The organism is Mesorhizobium sp. M0185 (assembly GCF_040322175.1).
In the GTDB taxonomy this organism is placed as follows: domain Bacteria; phylum Pseudomonadota; class Alphaproteobacteria; order Rhizobiales; family Rhizobiaceae; genus Mesorhizobium.
The window spans coordinates 89473-106331 of record NZ_JAMYSY010000001.1 but is presented as its reverse complement, the minus strand read 5'-3'; the positions used below and the strand labels follow the sequence as shown (position 1 = coordinate 106331).

Below are 16859 nucleotides of genomic sequence, written 5' to 3'. Positions count from 1 at the left end.
AAACCTCCCCGGCAGGCCGCGCGAATATGATTGTTCTTACCTATCGCATCGAAACGCCCGGCAATATCGAGGCGCTGGCGGCCAAGATTGCAAGCGACCAGTCGACCGGAACCTTCGTCGCGCTGGCCGGCGAGACCGAAGAGCTCAAGGCCAGGGTCGCAGCGCGAGTCCTGGCGATACGGCATCTGCCGGACGCGGACCGGCCGTCCCTTCCCGAAACCGGTTCCGGAGCAAGCCCCGAAGCACGCAACGGCCCGGTCAAGCGCGCCGACATCGATATCGCCTTTCCGCTGGACGCCATCGGCACCGACCTGTCGGCGCTGATGACCATCGCCATCGGCGGCACCTTTTCGATCAAGGGCCTGTCCGGCATCCGTGTCGTCGACATGAAGCTACCCGAGGAGTACCGGGGCGCGCATCCGGGCCCGCAATTCGGCGTCACGGGCAGCCGCAGGCTGACCGGTGTCGCGGATCGTCCGATCATCGGGACCATCGTCAAGCCGGCGCTGGGACTCCGCCCGTACGAGACGGCCGCAATGGTGCAAGAGCTGATTGCCGCCGGCGTCGACTTCATCAAGGACGACGAGAAGCTGATGAGCCCGGCCTATTCACCGCTGTCGGAGCGGGTGAGGGCAATCATGCCGCTGATCCTCGACCACGAGCAGAAGACCGGCAAGAAGGTCATGTATGCCTTCGGCATTTCACATGCCGATCCCGACGAGATGATGCGAAACCACGATCTGGTGGCAAAGGCCGGCGGCAATTGCGCGGTGGTCAGCATCAATTCGATCGGCTTTGGTGGCATGGCTTACCTCCGAAAGCGCTCCAGCCTGGTGCTCCATGCCCACCGCAATGGCTGGGACATTCTCACCCGCCATCCCGGCCTCGGCATGGATTTCAAGGTCTGGCAGCAGTTCTGGCGGTTGCTCGGCGTCGACCAGTTCCAGATCAACGGCATCGCCTCGAAATACTGGGAACCCGACTGGTCCTTCGTCGAATCCTTCAAGGCGGTGACCACGCCGATCTTTTCGCCGGCCGATTGCGCATTGCCGGTCGCCGGCTCCGGCCAGTGGGGCGGGCAGGCGCCTGAAACCTTCCAGCGAACCGGCCGGACGGTCGATCTTCTCTATCTCTGCGGCGGTGGCATCGTCAGCCACCCGGACGGGCCGGGCGCCGGCGTGCGCGCCGTGCAGCAGGCCTGGCAGGCGGCGGTCCAAGACATTCCGTTGGCAGATTATGCCTTGAGCCATGTCGAGCTGGCGCGGTCGATCGAGAAGTTCGGCGGCGGCGAGGCGGCCTGACGCCATGCAAAACCGGCTTCTGAGTTACTATGGCGACGACCTGACCGGCTCGACCGACGTTATGGAGGCGCTCGAGCTCGGCGGCGTGCCGACCGTCCTGTTCATGCGCCAGCCGGACGAGGCGCTGCTTTCGCAATTTGCGCATTGCCGCGCCCTCGGGCTGGCCGGCACCAGCCGCAGCGAGACGCCGCAGTGGATGGACACGCATCTGCGAGATGCCTTCGCCTGGCTGAAGACCGTCAACGCCGAGATCTGCCACTACAAGGTCTGCTCGACCTTCGATTCCAGCCCGGCAATCGGCAGCATCGGCCGGGCGATCGAAATCGGCCGCTCGGTTTTCCGGCAAGACGGCGTGCCGCTGGTGGTCGGCGCGCCGCAGCTGAAGCGCTACACCGCCTTCGGTCATCTGTTCGCGGCCTATCGCGAAAAATATTTCCGCATCGACCGCCATCCCGTGATGAGCCGCCATCCGACCACGCCGATGGACGAATCAGACCTGCTGATCCATCTGTCGCGCCAGACCAGCCTCGCCTCGGGCCTGGTCGACCTGGCGACGCTGCAGTCCGCGTCGCGGTCGAAAGCATTCGACCGGCTTGTGGAGAATGGCTCAGGTATCGTGCTTGTCGATGTCGATAGCCTGGAAACCCAGGCAATTGCCGGCAAGGAGATTTGGCGCGCTCGCAAGCCGGGCGGTTATTTCGTCGTCGGCTCTTCAGGCATCGAATATGCCTTGCTGGTCGAATGGGCATCGAACCGGATCGTGGATACCAAATCCGCCTTTTCGCCGCCGGGCGCTGCCGACAGGATTGCCGTGGTCTCGGGGAGCTGCTCGCCGACGACGGAACGACAGATCCGTCATGCTCTGGCCGACGGCTTCGACGGGATCGAGCTCGACCCGGTCGAACTGGTTTCTGAGGCTTCGAACGACGCGATTGCGCGCGCGGTGGCAACCGGCCGCTCCAGCCTACGGGCCGGGCGCAGCGTCATCCTCTACACCGCGCTCGGACCTGCGGCCGACCGCGGTGCAGAAATCGATCTCCGGGAAGGCGCCCGCCATAAGCTCGGCCGCGGCCTTGGCGAGGTTCTCCGCGAACTGACGCTTCAAGAGAAGCTACTGCGCGTGGTCATCGCCGGCGGCGACACGTCGAGCCATGCACTTGGCCAGATGGGCGTCGACGCGCTGACTGTGCGAATGCCGCTGCCGGCATCGCCGGGCTCGCCACTTTGTGTGGCGCATTCAAGCATTAAGGCGATCGATGGGCTGGAAATTGCCCTCAAGGGCGGGCAGGTCGGAACCGACCGCTATTTCTCCACTATTCGCGATGGGGTCGGCGGTTGAGAGCGGGGAATGTCAGGTCAAATCGGTGATGCTCGATCGGGATCGAGGATAGTCAATAGCCGGCAAACCAGAAATCTCAGGCGTTCAGATCAGCGGCAATGCCACTCATCCCGCTATCTGCCCATTGTCCTGCCTGGATGATACTGACGGGCGTAGGCGACACAGGCGTCTACCGTGCTGACACAGAGCGCATCGCGGTTGTTCGGCAGGTTGTTGTCGCCGGCGTAGGCAACCTCGGCAACATGACCGTCAACCATTCGAATTTGCGTGTTGCAATAGCCGCCGGGGGCGACGTTGACGGAACCTCCCAGCGCCGGGACCGGGCCAATGGCCACGGTCGGAACGACAATGTTGAGATTGCCGCGTTGAACGACGCGCTGATAGGTCCAGATCTGGCCGGATTTGCCGACATCGGCAGTGGCGGTCGGAAAGCCGGCGCACATTCGAACGTCCGCCTCGCTAAGGCCGACCATCTCCCTGCGGGCTGCCGCCGCCGTGGCGTCTTCCTTCGCAGTGCTCGACGTGTCGTCGGGCATGACGCAGGAAGACAGGATGGCGGCGCTTGCCGATAGAAGGAGAAAGGCAAGCTTTCGGGTGTGGAAAGATGTCATACCAACTTCGGATTGCACGGGAGCCCCGAATGCCAACCTAGGAAGTGGGCCAATCGAGTCAACCGGCAGAAAATTCACGAAGTCGTTTGGTCCGCCAATCCGCCGCACGCATCTGCTGGAAGAGGTTGAGGCTGCTGCCGTGACCCTCGCGCCCTATCTTCCGCCTGGGCATCGGATTTCCAAATCCGACCCCTCTTCTTGTCAGATGTACTGGCGCACGGTGCTGTGACTTTGGTTCGGCCGACGGTGTGCTAGTTTCCAGCCAATTGCTCCGGAGACGTCATGCCTATCAAGCTGCAAGAAATCGCCCTCGCTCTTCTGCTGTTGGTTGCCGGAGTTGGGGTGGGTCACGCGGAGACGGCCCAGCGGCCGCCGCCCACAGGCGGGGTTCTCTCGCTCCTGCCACCGCCGCAGACTTCCGATCATTCGATCGTCATAGCCGGACGCACGCTCGATTACGAGGCCAAGGCCGGCACGCTGTCATTGCCGTCCGGCAAAGGCGATATCACCGCCGAGATTTTCTACGTCGCCTATGCACTGCATTCCGGGAAAGAAACGGGACCGGATCCGCGGCGCCCGATCACCTTCGTGTTCAATGGCGGTCCGGGAGCAGCTTCCGCTTATCTTCATCTCGGCGCGCTCGGTCCGCGGGTCCTGGCGACGGCGGCCGATGGAAGTTTCCTGCCGCCGCCGCAGAGGCTGTTCGACAACGCCGACACTTGGCTCGACATGACCGACCTGGTCTTTGTGGACCCTGTTGGAACCGGTTACAGCCGTGAAGCGCCCGGCACAGAAGCACACAGCTTCTGGGGCGTCAGCCAGGACGTCGCGTCGATAGGCGCGTTTATCCGGCTCTATCTGGCGCAGACGAACCGTACGGCATCGCCTGTCTTCCTGGCTGGCGAAAGCTATGGCGGCTTTCGAGCAGCATTGCTCGCCAGGAAGCTTCAGGAAGACATCGGCATCAGCCCGAGTGGCGTCGTGCTGATTTCGCCGGCGCTCGAATTCACGCTGGTGCGCCCAGACGAGTTCCAGCCGCTCCACTGGGCGCTGGAACTGCCGTCGCTGGCGGCAGTGCGCCTACACAGCGAAGGCGTTTCCGGCCCGGCCCTGCAGGAGCGGCTGGCAGAAGTCGAACGCTATGCGCTCGGCGATTATCTGGCCGCGCTGGCAGGTGGGCTGGAGCAGGGTGGACGCCTGGCGAGCCAGCGTGTCGCCGCAATCACCGGTCTGCCGCTCGATCTCGTCCAGCGGCACTTTGCACGCATTCCCATAGGGCTGTTCGCCAAGGAGTTTGCACGGGCAAAGGGCAATGTTCTCAGCGCCTATGACGGCAACATCGCGACAGCGGACGTGGCGCCAGAGAGCCTGGGAGTCGAGGGTCCCGATCCGGTGCTCGACCGAAGCGTGCCGGCGCTCACCTCCGCTTTCGTCGGCTATGTGCGTGATGAATTGAACTTCCGCACGGATATCAGCTATCGGCTTCTCAACCGTGAAGTCAGCGGCAATTGGGACTATGGGACGAGCGCGACGCGTCAGGGCTATGCGGGTGTCATGGACGACCTTCAACAGGCGCGCGTGCTAAACCCCAGCCTCGGCGTGCTGATCGTCAACGGCTACAGCGACCTGGTGACGCCGTACATGGGCTCGCGCTACCTGCTTGGTCAAATTCCTTCGCTTGCCGGCGCAAAGCCCATTCGCACCGAGGTGCTGGAGGGCGGGCACATGATGTATCTGAGGCCGGATGGACGGGCGGCACTGAAGCAGGCCGCGTCCGAGCTTTACCGAACGACGCAATGAGACGGTTTGCCCAAAAAAGCGCCGGATACGCTGTTCGCCCTCTCATCAGGCCCTAGTTCCATCGCGATTGATCGGTTACACACCTAGGATGGCGTCTTTCAGCGACGTTCGACAACGGATTAGCCGGCTCTCCAGAATCGCGCCACTGGTGCGGCGTGCTGCCGAGCGGGCCATTCGGAACACCAAGCCACACAGGCTGACAAGCCTTGTTGACCGTTGGAATGCGCTGTCGCTGGCAACGCAGTTCCTGCTCGCGGGCGGCCTATTTTCCCTGTCAGCCATGGTGGTGGTGGGGATTTCCGTCACGAACCATATAGAAACCGTGGTCACGCAGAATTCGGCATCCGCAACGGCTCTTTACGTGGACAGCGTTATCGCGCCGCTGCTTCCGGATATGCGCAAGAGCGAAGTGCTCGACGAGAGCGTCGCCCATGCGCTCGATGAAACGCTGGGACAAGGGGCACTCGGCACAAGGCTCGAATCCTTCAAGCTCTGGCGTCGCGACGGAACCATCCTGTATTCGACCGACAAGACATTGATCGGCAAGCGCTTCGAACCCAGCGACAATCTCCGGGCGGCATTCGCAGGCCAAATGGTCTCGGAGTTCGACAAGCTCGACGATCCGGACAGCGAGGCCGAAAGAGCCAGCGGCTTGCATCTCCTCGAGATCTACAATCCGGTGCTGCAGCCATGGTCGGGGGAAGTGGTGGCCGTTTCGGAATTCTACGAGGTCGCCACTGATTTTGAAAGAAACCTGCATCAGGCGCTCATTCGAACCTGGCTGGACGTTGCCGTCGTCACAGCGGCCTTCTTTCTCGGGCTGTCGGCAATCGTGTTCCGTGGCAGCCGCATGATCAGTTCGCAGAGCCGCTCGTTGAAGCAGCGCATTGCCGAGCTTTCCGATCTGCTTGCGCAAAACAGACTGTTGAGGCTGCGGGTGCAGCGTGCCTCGCAGCGTGCCACCGCACTTAACGAACGCTATCTCAGGCGCATCGGTGCGGACTTGCACGATGGCCCCGCGCAATTGGTTGCTCTCGCGGCGCTGGGGATCGACAGCCCCGTCATTGCCGATCCCGCTACGCCGCAATCGAAGCGTGCACAGGAATTGCTGGCCATCAAAGCACATCTGGACGATGCCATGCGCGAGATCAGGAGCATCAGCAAGGGCCTTGTCCTGCCGCATATCGAGCATGCCGAACTGGGTGAAATTCTCCAGCTAGCCGTACGGGCGCACGAAGAACGAACCGGCGTCAAAGTGAGATTATCGATGACCGGCGGCCATGCGCCGTTGTCGCCGGCGGCCAAGATCTGCATCTTCCGCTTCGTCCAGGAGGCGCTGAACAATGGATTCCGTCATGCCGGAGGTGAAGGTCAGTCGGTCGAGAAACATTTCGACGGCGAGCGCGTTTGTATCGAAGTGGCCGACGCCGGCGCTGGCTTTGACCCGCAAATCGTGCGTCCCGAGAGGCTGGGACTCATTGGGCTGCGCGAGCGGGTGGAAAGCCTCGGGGGCCAGTTTACCGTGACTTCCTCACAGAGTGGCACAGTCGTAAGAATGGCCCTCAACATCGTTGAAATGGGGCAGACATGACAGTAGCCATCAAGCTCGCCATCGTCGACGACCACCCGCTGTTCAGGGAAGGCGTTGTGCGCACGCTCGATCAGATCGGCGGGTTCGAGATCGTCGGTGAAGGAAGCAGCAGAGACGATGCCCTGCGGATAATCGAAGACCAGCGGCCCGACATTCTGCTGATGGACATCTCGGTTCCTGGAGGTGGCCTTGGCGTGATCGGACCGGCCCTTGAGCGGCATCCGGCACTGAAAATTGTGATGCTGACCGTTTCGGAAGAAAACCAGCACGTGATGACCGCGTTGCAGAGCGGGGCAAGGGGCTATGTTCTGAAGGGGGTCGGGTCGAGGACGTTGGCTGCGATCCTGCGCACGGTAGCGTCGGGCGAACGATATGTCTGTCCACAATTGTCGGCGCGCCTGTTGGCCGATCTCTCGGCTCAATCAAAAGAGCCGGCGAAAGCTGACGGACTTGCCGACCTCACCAGCCGCGAAAGGGAGATCCTGACGCTGGTTGCCGCGGGACTGAGCAACAAGCGGATCGGGCTTCGGCTGAACCTGCATGAAAAGACGATAAAGCACCACATGACGCGAATCCTGGCCAAGCTCAACGTCAGCAACAGGACCGAAGCCGCCATGACCTTGCGCGATGCGACTGAGCGCCGGCATCCGCCTGTTCGCGATCATGCTTGAGCCGAAATTGCCGCACAGCGCGGCCATGTGAACTGGCCCTCAGTTGATCATTCCAAGCAACCTGTCCCGATCGGAACGCGTCGCCAGGCGCCGAATGATGGTGCGGCCCTCGGCATCCCGCATTTCATATTGGTCGCTGTCGATGCGCTCGCTGAGGCCGTTCGAATGCACCACGCCAATGCTCGGGCCGCTCACCTCGACCCGGTCTCCTGTGGATGCGTTGACAAAGAGTTTTGGCTTGCTATCGGGGTTTACCGCAGGGGCGGGATCAGGGAGATTGTCGTCCTGCGACTTTGCTTTGCCCTTGCCGGCACCAGCGTTCGAGTTCGAATTGCCGGAGTTTCCACCCGAATTGCCCGAATTGCCGTTCCCATTCCCGTTCCCGTTCCCGCCATTGCCGTTGCCGTTCCCGCCATCTTTGGCCCAGGCAGCCTGCGGGCCGAGCGGCTGCGATGATCCATCGAACACGACGCGATAGGGGCTTACGACGAGAATGAAGGTCAAGACGACTACAGAAATGCCGACACGACGTCCTCGTGAAGATCCGGTCCTTCGTTTCCGGGTCGTCATCAATGAACTTGCCAGTCGCATGTCGGAACTCCCCTTAATCATACGGCTCTGTCGTACTGCCTCCTGTTCGAATTCGTGTGATGCTTAAAACAATGGTTTGCGTCCGGAACGTCAAGGCCCACCAGTCCCACGATGGTAACTGGTGGGTCTCGCTAGCGCAGGAAGGGACTATTTACTGCGCAAGTCTTTTGCCTTCCCGTGGTTGCGTCTCTCCGCGATAGCGCCGAGTTCCCACTGTCAGCCAACAATAAATCCAATGGCCGCGATCCCGAAACACAGGCCAAATAACGGAAAAAGCAGCCAACGCGCCTGGTGAATGCTCGGGTCCATGGCGGCCTCCTGTAACAGTCGGCATCGCAACGGGGCTCCTCGGAACTCAGTTCCTGAAACTCTCGCATTTCGGGCTTTTGCGATAGCAGCCTCGGACCAAAGTTTGGCTGTGCGGGTCCTTGGTCGATAGGCCTACAGACTGAAGTCCCTATGCCAGGAGCCACCCTGCATTCGGCGACCTTTGTGTCCAACTGGCAGCTGCGATCCACCGCCCCCTTCGAATGCTTTGCGTTTCTGGCTCTATGGCAGCAACGCCGTTGGTCTACTGCCGCATCGTTGAAACGCCACCAATACAGACCCATATGCGAATTGCGTCGGATGTCTCCTCCCATTGCGTCCGGCGCGTTCCCCTCTGGAGGTTATAGACCTTCACACTTGGCCGGGCTTAACAGTCCGGCCTTTTCTTTTGGCATTTTGCGCAATCCGCCTGACGGCCCTAATTTGCGAGACACCGGTAAAATCGATTTGCAAATGCATTCATGTGCTCATAACCTGTCACCATGAGCACGATTTCCAAAGTTGCTACGCGAGCGGGCGTGTCGCGCACGACCGTGTCGCATGTCATCAACCATGCGGACCGGGTATCGAAATCGCTGCGTGAACGCGTACAAGCGGCGATCGACGAACTCGGCTACACGCCGAACCCGCAGGCGCAAAGCCTGCGCACCGGCCGCACCAACATCATCGCGATGCTGATCCCGGACATCCGCAACCCGTTCTATCCGGAGCTGGTGAAAACGGCGCAGTCGACGCTCGAAGTGGTCGGCCTCGACATGCTGATCTTCAACACCGACGTGCCGGGCGGACATTCACAGGATCACGGCCGCGAGTATTTGCGCCAGATAGGGCGCAAGCGGGTCGACGGCGTCATCGTTGCCGACTTCGCGCTGCACGGCATGCACAGCGAACTGCTCAGCCTCGATCTGCCCGCCGTCTTCATCGGCCATCTGCCGAACCATGCTGTCGACAGCGTCCAGCTGGACGATTTCGGCGGCGGCTATCTGATGGGCGAGTATCTGGCGAAGAGGGGCCATCGCCGCGTCGCCCATGTCACCGGGCCAGCCTTTTTCAAGGAGGCGATGGCGCGTGCCGCCGGCTTCGAAAAAGGGCTCGCCGACAATGGCGTGCCAATCTCCGCCGATCTGCGGTTCGAGGGAAGCTATCTTGCCCCGTCCGGGCGGGAAGCGGTCACCTGGCTCAGGGAGAAGCACGGCGGAAACCTGCCGTCGGCGATGTTCTTCGCCAATTATCTGATGGCCTCCGGTGCGCTGACCGAATTCTACGACCATGGGATCAATATCCCTCAGGATATCGCCATCGCAGTCTTCGATGACCTGCCTCAACTGGAATATGTCAGGCCGAAGCTGACCCGTGTCGGCAACAGTCCGACAATGCTTGCCAAGCGCGCCACGCAAATGCTGCTCGAACGGCTGGGTGGCAAAGTCGAGGGCGCGCCGCGCACCGAAGTGATCCCATGCGTGTTGAGCCCATTCGACAGCGCGTGACGCCAGATGCCGGCAAAGGGAACGGAGGTCCCTTCGCCAACGTTCGACCGAACAACATCCAAGGGAGGAATTGATGACTGACAAAACGACCCGCGACCGGACATTGGCCAGCCTGAACCGCCGTCGGCTGATCCAGGGCGGCGCCACTTTCGCTGCCGCCGGCCTCACAGGCTTCCCGTTCATCAACAGGATGGCCGTGCGCGCTCAGGAAGCGCCGCTGAAATTCTGGCAGTTCTATGCGCCTGGGGGAGACGTGAAGCCGCAGGTCCAGTGGTTCGAGAAGCTGGTGGCCGACTGGAACGACGGCCACGACCAGAAGGTCGAGCTCGAATATGTCGTCAACAGCGAATACATCTCCGGTTCCAAGCTGGCAACGGCCTTCGCGTCGGGCGAGGGCCCTGACATCTTCCTCATCAGCCCCGGCGATTTCCTGCGTTATTACAATGGCGGCGTACTTGCCGACCTGACGCCGCATATCGAGGATGCCGCCAAAGTCGATTTCCCGGAAAGCGTCATCGCCAACCGCATGGTGGACGGCAAGATCTACGGTGTGCCGATGGAAGTCGAGCCGATGGCCTTCTACTATTCGGTCAAAGCGTTCGAGGATGCAAAGCTCAACGAGAACGACGTGCCGAAGACCTGGGACGAGCTGTTGGCGGTCGCCAAAAAGCTGACGACGCCCAGTCGCTACGGCGTGCTGTTCGAAACGACTCCCGGCTATTACCAGAACTTCACCTGGTATCCGTTCCTGTGGCAGGGCGGCGGCGAATTCCAGGGCAAGGACGGCAAGAGCGCCTTCGATTCGCCGGCCACCGTCCAGGCGCTGAAACTCTGGCAGGATGCCATCAATACCGGCGTGGCGCCGCGTCAGGTGGTCGGCGGCGGCTTCGACATAGTCGCCAATCTCGGGGCAGGGCTGTGCGCCATGCAGAACTGCGGCATCTGGGGCATTTCGGCGATGGACAACAACGCCAAGGACGTGCCCTACGGCATCTTCAAATTGCCGACACCGGCCAATGGCAAATACGTCACCGTCGGCGGTGGCTGGGCCTTTGTCGCCAATGCCGGAGGCAAGAACCCGGATGCTTCCGCCCAGTTCTGCGCCTGGGCGCTGGCCTCAATGGATCCGGCATCGATCGACCGGGTCGTCAACTGGTGCACTGTCGCCAAGAGCGACATGCCGCCGCGCAACAGCGCGCTGAAGGCCGGCGCCGATGTCTTCAGCACCGGCAAGTTCGGCACCTTCGCCAAGGAGATCCATCCGGGGACGCGCGCCGAGCCGCGGGTTCCGCCGGAGGCCTACAAGATCATCTCCGACGCCATCCAGTCGGCACAGCTTGGCGGGGTTGATGCCCAGCAGGCGGCGACGACGGCCAGTCAGCAACTCGATGCGTTCCTCGCTTCCTATTCCGGCGCGCCGATCCTTTAGGCCCTTTCCAGCATGGATCAGATGAAACCGCCAGCCGCGGGCGCGAATTCCGCCCGCGGCCTCACCGCCAAGCAAAGGGAGCGCTGCGCCGCATGGCTGTTCGTCCTGCCCGATGCGGTTGGCCTGCTGGTGTTCGTCGGCGTGCCGATGCTGCTGTCGCTCGCCGTCGGGTTCTTCGAGGTCAACGGCTTCGGCGGCTACAGGTTCGTCGGGTTCGGCAATTACAGGCGCATGTGGGGCGACCCGCTGTTCTGGTCGTCCGTGAAGGTGACGGTAGCTTATGCCGTCATGCTGGTGCCGGCGCTCTACGTCGCCGGACTGGGACTGGCGCTTCTGGTGCAGAAGACCAACCGCTTCAACGCGGTCATGCGCTCGATGTTCTTTGCGCCGCAGATGGTCAGCCTGGTCGTGGTGGCGCTCGTGTGGCAGCTCATGCTGGTCGAAAAGGTCGGCATCGTCAGCCGGCTGGCGCCGCTCGTCGGCCTCGGCGGAATTTCGCTGCTCGGCGATCCAAATCTGGCGCTGTTCACGCTGGTGCTGGTCAGCGTCTGGTTCCTGATGGGTTTCTACATGCTGATCTTCCTCGGCGGGCTCCAGGACATCCCGGCAGAGTACTACGAAGCCGCAAAGATCGACGGTGCCGGGCCGGTGACAAGCTTCTGGTACATTACTTTGCCCTTGCTCAAGCCGACCAGCTTCTTCGTCCTCCTGGTCTCGCTCGTCGCGGCTGTCGCCGGCGGCCAGGTCTTCGACCTGATCTATGTGATGACCAAAGGCGGGCCGGTCAATTCGACCTCGGTGCTGATCATCTACATCTACAAGCAGGCGTTCCAGTTCGGCGCCTTCGGCTATGCGTCGGCAATGGCATCGCTGCTGGTGCTGGCGCTGATGCTGGTCACGGTCTTCTTCTTCGTGCTGACGCGCGGCGGACGTTTCGAGCATGACTGACGGCCGAACTCCTTCCGGCCGTTCGCAGATACGAGCGGCGAGACTTGCCTGGATGCTGGCAACCGCCGCACTTGGCCTGATGACGGTATTCCCGCTTGTCTGGATGCTGGTCATCTCGCTCAAGCCGGCGAGCGACGTCTTCACGCCGAGCCTCATTCCGGAACGCCCGACGCTCGGCAATTTCCTCTATGTGCTGACCGAGGTGCCGTTCCTGCGCTATCTCTTCAATTCGTTCTTCGTGTCGGCGACGGTGACGGTTGCTGCGCTGTTCTTCCATTCGATGGCGGGCTATTCGCTCGCACGGCTGCGTTTTCCGGGCCGCGACATTCTGTTCCTCGCCATGTTCTCGACCTTCCTGGTGTCGCTGCCAGTCATCATCGTGCCGCTGTTCATTTTGACGCGGACGCTGCACATGCTGGACAGCTATGCCGGGCTGATCATTCCGGCGATCTTCAACGCGTTCGGCATCTTTCTGCTCAGGCAATATTACCTGTCGCTGCCCAGGGAACTGGAAGAAGCCGCGATCATGGACGGCGCCGGCTACTGGCGCATCTATTGGAGCATCATCCTGCCGCTCAGCCGGCCGATCCTGTCGGCACTGGCGATCCTGTTCTTCCTCGCCAACTGGAACGCTTTCCTGTGGCCGTTGACGATCACATCGGACCTCAACCTCTGGGTGGTGCAGGTAGCCATTGCGAACTTCAAGAGCCAGTACGCCGCCGCCTGGAATTATGTCATGGCCGCCTCGACCATCGTCGCCGTGCCGATGCTGGTCCTCTTCGTGATCTTCCAGCGCCAGATCATGGAATCCATCAAGACAAGCGGCCTGAAATAACCGCTGAAGCAAGAGGAGAAACACATGGATAATGCCGGCCTGTCGCCGCTTCGCGGGCTCGCCAAATTGCGCGACGCCAAAACCCGCCGGTTCTCAAGCTACGACCGCACCGGCGGCAATGACGACCGGCTGCACATCGAACCCGGCCAGACGGTGGTGATTGCCGAGCATGACGGTGCCGGCATCGTCACGCATATCTGGGCGACGCTCGCCTGCGAGAGCGAGGCGTTCCTGCGCAAGATCGTATTGCGCGCCTATTGGGATGGTGAGGCACATCCGAGCATCGAAACGCCGATCGGCGATTTCTTCGGCATGGGCCATGCCCGCACCCGCAATTTTGCCAGCCTGCCGGTGCAGGCAAGTCCAGAGGATGGCAAGGCCTTCAACTGCTACTTTCCGATGCCGTTTGCCAGCCACATGCGCTTCACCGTCACCAATGAGGCTGAGGACGACCTGCTTTTCTATTACTATGTCGATCTCGAACTGCATGAGGAACTCGAGGAAGGCCTGGGCCGCTTCCACGCCCAATACAGGCAGCAGCGACCTGACGGCATAGACGAGACGGGGCTGGCCAACGAGCAGGTCCTGTTTGGCGGGGAAAACACCGACGGGAACGGCAACTACACCATCCTGGAGGCGGAAGGTCACGGCCACTATGTCGGCGTGCTCTATTCCGTCTATTCGCGGCGGCGTTCCGCACTATGGGACTGGTATGGCGAGGGCGACGACATGATCTTCGTCGACGGCGAGCCGGGCATTTCCGTGCCGGATACAGTGCGCAAGCCCGATCCGCGCATCGGACCGAAGGCCGAACTGATCGACGATCGCGGCGAGACCGGCCCCGCCGCCAACGATGCCTGGCCGCCGACGCTGCACGGCACCGGCACCGAGGACTATTTCAACACGGCATGGTGCCCGACACAGGACTACAGCGCGCCCTATCACGGCATCATCGCCGCCGGCGGGCCGAACTGGACCGAGCCGGTTACGCTCTATCGCTGGCACATAGAGGACCCGGTCATCTTCCACAAACGCATCCGGGTGACCATCGAGCGCGGTCACGCCAATCGCCGCTCGGACGACATTTCGTCGGTCGCCTTCTGGTATCAGGCCGAACCGCACAAACCGTTCGAAGCGCTTGCCGATGTCGAGGACCGCATCCCCACCTATCGCGCGCCTTATCACAATTGGAATGCCGCCTTCGACGAGAAGAGGCGTTAGGCCGGGATGCGTTCGAATTGAACCGTGCATTCCGCGCTATCTGTGTCGGGGCACGACCGTGCCGCAGCGCGCCACCTCAGCTGCGAGGTGGAAGTTGCTGGACAGACCAGGTGTTGCCGTCGGGATCCTCAAAGAAGACAAATCTGCCCCAGGGAAAATCCTTGATATCGCTGACCTCGATACCTTGAGCGGCCAGGTACCGGTGAGCCTCATCGATATCGGGCACGACGAGTTGCAGGCCCCTTATGGATCCCGGGGGGCTGTCGACGAGGCCCTTGCCCATGGCAATCGAACAGGCCGAACCGGGCGGCGTCAATTGCACGAAACGTATCTCGTCGCTTACGGTGTGGTCGTGATCGAGATGAAAGCCGACCTTCCCAACATAAAAGGCAATTGCTCTATCGACGTCCGATACGGGGACCGGGACCAGTTCCAGCTTCCAATCCATGACAGCCCTTTCGCAGCTTGATCGCCAAGTGGTGCCGAACACCGTGGGCGCCATCCCGCCATCTTCCCAATGCCATTGTCGGCGCGGGCCGCTCAGTCAGTCAAGAGATACCCGGGCTGGGGCAACGTGAGGACTGGTCTCATTGCTGAGACGGCGTTCGGAACCGATGAGCACAAGCTCAGTTAGGCGGAGGACAACCACCTTTCGGATCAGCAAGGCCGACTTTAATGATCGGAACGCAGGCGCCGAATACAACTGTGGGAAGGTTGAACGGGCGTCGTTGACGCGCGAAGGGATTGCTTGGAAGCGACGCTCGCCGAAGCTGGCGAGATCGTCGGACGGCGAAGCCGAAGCGCAATTATGCCGTGAATGCCTACGATTCGGCCTGCCTTCTCCTTGCCGCGATCAAAGACGCCAGCACTGTATCCAAGGGATATCCGAGCCGGCGCGACGTTCTGGCGGCGGTGCGCGATATCCGTTTCAGGGGAATCGCCTATCGCGAGCCGGTGCGGTGGGATGAAAAGGGCGACAATCTGGCCGCTGTGACTGCACTCAACGGGGTGGAAAACGGCCGCTTCCGACAGATCGCCGAAATCCAGCAGAAGCAGAGTGTCGAGCAGACCTGACGCCGACAGGCTCTCCGACCGAACCGGTTTCCGCCGCTTTGCCAGGACGATTTTCACAGGATCACGAAACAATAATCTCCGGTCGCCGTTTCGCCCGCAGAACCTTTCGAGGAGGCGACGATGAGCGCAACCGGCTTGGACGTTTTTGACAAAACGCTGCAAATAACAAACATCTGGCTTGACGAGATCATGGCGGATCTTGGTCCGGATCGACACGTGGCCTGGCATACATTGGGCGCCGTTCTGCGAACCCTTCGCGACAGGCTGCAGATCGGACTGGCGGCCAAATTGGGAGCGGAACTGCCGCTGCTCGTGCGCGGCGCCTACTATGATCGCTATCGGCCCGCCGACATGCCCGACAAGACACGCTCGCTCGAGAGGTTCCTGCAACACATCGCCGATGAATTGAAATCGACCCGTCCTGTCGATCCCGAGGATGCGGCACGCTCAGTACTGCGTGTGCTTGCACGGCATATCGACCTTGGCCAGTCGGCAAAGGTGCGGGATGCGCTGCCAAAGGAAATCCAGGTCCTCTGGCCTGAAAGCGTGGGCGTCAAATAGCGGCGATCCTGCTCATGCGGACACGCGACGGACCAACTGCCACGAAACGCTGAAAAGGGTAGGTATTGCGCCCGGTGTTGCCGAGATCAATGAGATCAGATGATCGGCAAGATGGTCGTAGTGGGCAGTTTCGGGGCCGATTGTCGTCAATGCCGGATGACTGAATTCGCCCTCGTCGATATTGCCGCAGCCGATGACTGCAATGTCGCCGGGCACGGAGAGGCCGGCCTCCTCGAATGCGTGCAGGGCGGTCACGGCGGCAAGATCGGATTCGACGAAAAGCGCGGTCGGCCGATCCTTGCGGGCGGCCAGCGCCGTAGCATTGGCAAACGCAGCCTTGCGCGCCTCTGCACCGCCGATCACCAGGTCGTCTCGCAGCGGAAGGCCGCGTGCTTGCAGGAAGCTGCGATAGGCGGCGAGACGGCTCCCGTCCACAGCTTGCTCATGCACCATATAGGCGATACAGCGATGGCCGGCTCGGTAGAGGTAGTCGAGTGCCTCGAAGACGGCCCTGCCGGTATGCTGGCGCACAACCGAGAAGCCTGCCGGCTCGATGGTCGGATGGAAGATCACCGCTGGCCGGCCCGCGGCCGCCAGGCGCGCGGCCAAGACCATCACCTCGGGCTCGGAGAGATGCTGCCAGTCGGCGATAATGCCGTCTGCCAGCCCGCTCTCGATTTCCCTCACGATCCGGTCGGTTCGCTCGAAGGTGTCTCCCGCGGTGATAATTGTCGAAAATCCCCTCAGCGCCGCTGCAGATTGGATATCCTGCGCGATCCGGTCGCTGAACGGCACGCCGAGACGAGGCAGTACAAGGCAGATTCGCTCGGCCTGCTGGCGGCGCAGCTGCCGCGCGGTGCGGTTTTGCACGTAGTTGAGCTCAGCGACGGCCTCGAGGATGCGCTGCCGCGCCTCCTTGCCGACGAACTTCAGGCGCGTGCTGTCGCCGCTGAGCAGGTACGACACGGCAGCGGTCGATACATTGGCGCGCCGGGCGACATCCGCCATGGTCGGCGCCTTTCTGCGATCGGAACTTCTCTCGTGCATTGTTGGATCCGCTGCGCGACGTGACA

The 16859-nt window shown here is 61.7% G+C and carries 16 protein-coding genes; 12 read left to right on the top strand and 4 right to left on the bottom strand.

Annotated elements, in window-relative coordinates:
- Nucleotides 1–26 precede the first annotated feature (26 nt).
- Both oiaX and NKJ20_RS00515 read left to right on the top strand, forming a co-directional pair.
- Nucleotides 27–1301: a 3-oxo-isoapionate-4-phosphate decarboxylase OiaX gene (gene oiaX, locus NKJ20_RS00520; protein ID WP_352741969.1), complete on the top strand. Its 1275-nt coding sequence runs from the start codon at nt 27–29 to the stop codon at nt 1299–1301.
- 4 nt (nt 1302–1305) lie between these two features.
- The gene (locus NKJ20_RS00515) at nt 1306–2640 is read left to right on the top strand and encodes a four-carbon acid sugar kinase family protein (protein WP_352741967.1); all 1335 of its coding nucleotides are present in this window, start codon (nt 1306–1308) and stop codon (nt 2638–2640) included.
- A 113-nt stretch (nt 2641–2753) separates the two neighbouring features.
- Here NKJ20_RS00515 and NKJ20_RS00510 read toward each other — a convergent pair whose 3' ends face one another.
- Nucleotides 2754–3251 carry a hypothetical protein gene (locus NKJ20_RS00510; RefSeq protein ID WP_352741965.1) on the bottom strand — a complete coding sequence of 166 codons (498 nt, stop codon included), beginning with the start codon at nt 3249–3251 and terminating at the stop codon, nt 2754–2756.
- 282 nt (nt 3252–3533) lie between these two features.
- Between NKJ20_RS00510 and NKJ20_RS00505 the strand changes: the two genes are divergently transcribed.
- The 3 genes from NKJ20_RS00505 to NKJ20_RS00495 all read left to right on the top strand — a co-directional run bounded on the left by NKJ20_RS00505 (nt 3534) and on the right by NKJ20_RS00495 (nt 7313).
- A complete protein-coding gene (locus NKJ20_RS00505; protein ID WP_352741963.1) occupies nt 3534–5051 on the top strand; it encodes a S10 family peptidase in 1518 nt (505 codons plus the stop codon).
- A gap of 361 nt (nt 5052–5412) precedes the next feature.
- Nucleotides 5413–6642 carry a sensor histidine kinase gene (locus tag NKJ20_RS00500; protein ID WP_352448142.1) on the top strand — a complete coding sequence of 410 codons (1230 nt, stop codon included), beginning with the start codon at nt 5413–5415 and terminating at the stop codon, nt 6640–6642.
- Nucleotides 6639–7313: a LuxR C-terminal-related transcriptional regulator gene (locus tag NKJ20_RS00495; protein ID WP_352448141.1), complete on the top strand. Its 675-nt coding sequence runs from the start codon at nt 6639–6641 to the stop codon at nt 7311–7313. The genes NKJ20_RS00500 and NKJ20_RS00495 overlap by 4 nt, the downstream gene beginning before the upstream one ends.
- Nucleotides 7314–7352: 39 nt before the next feature.
- Here the strand turns inward: NKJ20_RS00495 and NKJ20_RS00490 are convergent, their stop codons facing one another.
- Nucleotides 7353–7817 (bottom strand): hypothetical protein, encoded by a 465-nt coding sequence (locus NKJ20_RS00490; RefSeq protein ID WP_352448140.1) that lies wholly within the window; start codon nt 7815–7817, stop codon nt 7353–7355.
- Nucleotides 7818–8713: 896 nt separating this feature from the next.
- Here NKJ20_RS00490 and NKJ20_RS00485 point away from each other — a divergent pair.
- The 5 genes from NKJ20_RS00485 to NKJ20_RS00465 all read left to right on the top strand — a co-directional run bounded on the left by NKJ20_RS00485 (nt 8714) and on the right by NKJ20_RS00465 (nt 14151).
- Entirely contained in the window at nt 8714–9718 is a 1005-nt protein-coding gene (locus tag NKJ20_RS00485; RefSeq protein WP_352690525.1) for a LacI family DNA-binding transcriptional regulator, read from the top strand.
- Nucleotides 9719–9791: 73 nt separating this feature from the next.
- The gene (locus NKJ20_RS00480; protein WP_352741962.1) at nt 9792–11147 is read left to right on the top strand and encodes an ABC transporter substrate-binding protein; all 1356 of its coding nucleotides are present in this window, start codon (nt 9792–9794) and stop codon (nt 11145–11147) included.
- A 21-nt stretch (nt 11148–11168) separates the two neighbouring features.
- Nucleotides 11169–12095 carry a carbohydrate ABC transporter permease gene (locus NKJ20_RS00475; protein ID WP_352448137.1) on the top strand — a complete coding sequence of 309 codons (927 nt, stop codon included), beginning with the start codon at nt 11169–11171 and terminating at the stop codon, nt 12093–12095.
- Complete coding sequence (locus NKJ20_RS00470; RefSeq protein WP_352448136.1) at nt 12088–12930, top strand: carbohydrate ABC transporter permease; 843 nt, start codon at nt 12088–12090, stop codon at nt 12928–12930. Before NKJ20_RS00475 ends, NKJ20_RS00470 begins: the two co-directional genes overlap by 8 nt.
- A gap of 24 nt (nt 12931–12954) precedes the next feature.
- On the top strand, nt 12955–14151 hold the full coding sequence (locus tag NKJ20_RS00465) for a glycoside hydrolase family 172 protein (protein WP_352741960.1): 1197 nt from the start codon (nt 12955–12957) through the stop codon (nt 14149–14151).
- 76 nt (nt 14152–14227) lie between these two features.
- Here NKJ20_RS00465 and NKJ20_RS00460 read toward each other — a convergent pair whose 3' ends face one another.
- The gene (locus NKJ20_RS00460) at nt 14228–14653 is read right to left on the bottom strand and encodes a VOC family protein (RefSeq protein ID WP_352469607.1); all 426 of its coding nucleotides are present in this window, start codon (nt 14651–14653) and stop codon (nt 14228–14230) included.
- Nucleotides 14654–14964: 311 nt separating this feature from the next.
- Between NKJ20_RS00460 and NKJ20_RS00455 the strand changes: the two genes are divergently transcribed.
- Both NKJ20_RS00455 and NKJ20_RS00450 read left to right on the top strand, forming a co-directional pair.
- Nucleotides 14965–15225: a hypothetical protein gene (locus NKJ20_RS00455; protein ID WP_352682016.1), complete on the top strand. Its 261-nt coding sequence runs from the start codon at nt 14965–14967 to the stop codon at nt 15223–15225.
- 120 nt (nt 15226–15345) lie between these two features.
- Nucleotides 15346–15786 carry a DUF2267 domain-containing protein gene (locus tag NKJ20_RS00450; RefSeq protein ID WP_352741958.1) on the top strand — a complete coding sequence of 147 codons (441 nt, stop codon included), beginning with the start codon at nt 15346–15348 and terminating at the stop codon, nt 15784–15786.
- Between the two features lie 12 nt (nt 15787–15798).
- Here the strand turns inward: NKJ20_RS00450 and NKJ20_RS00445 are convergent, their stop codons facing one another.
- Nucleotides 15799–16794: a LacI family DNA-binding transcriptional regulator gene (locus NKJ20_RS00445; RefSeq protein WP_352741956.1), complete on the bottom strand. Its 996-nt coding sequence runs from the start codon at nt 16792–16794 to the stop codon at nt 15799–15801.
- Between the last annotated feature and the right edge of the window lie 65 nt (nt 16795–16859).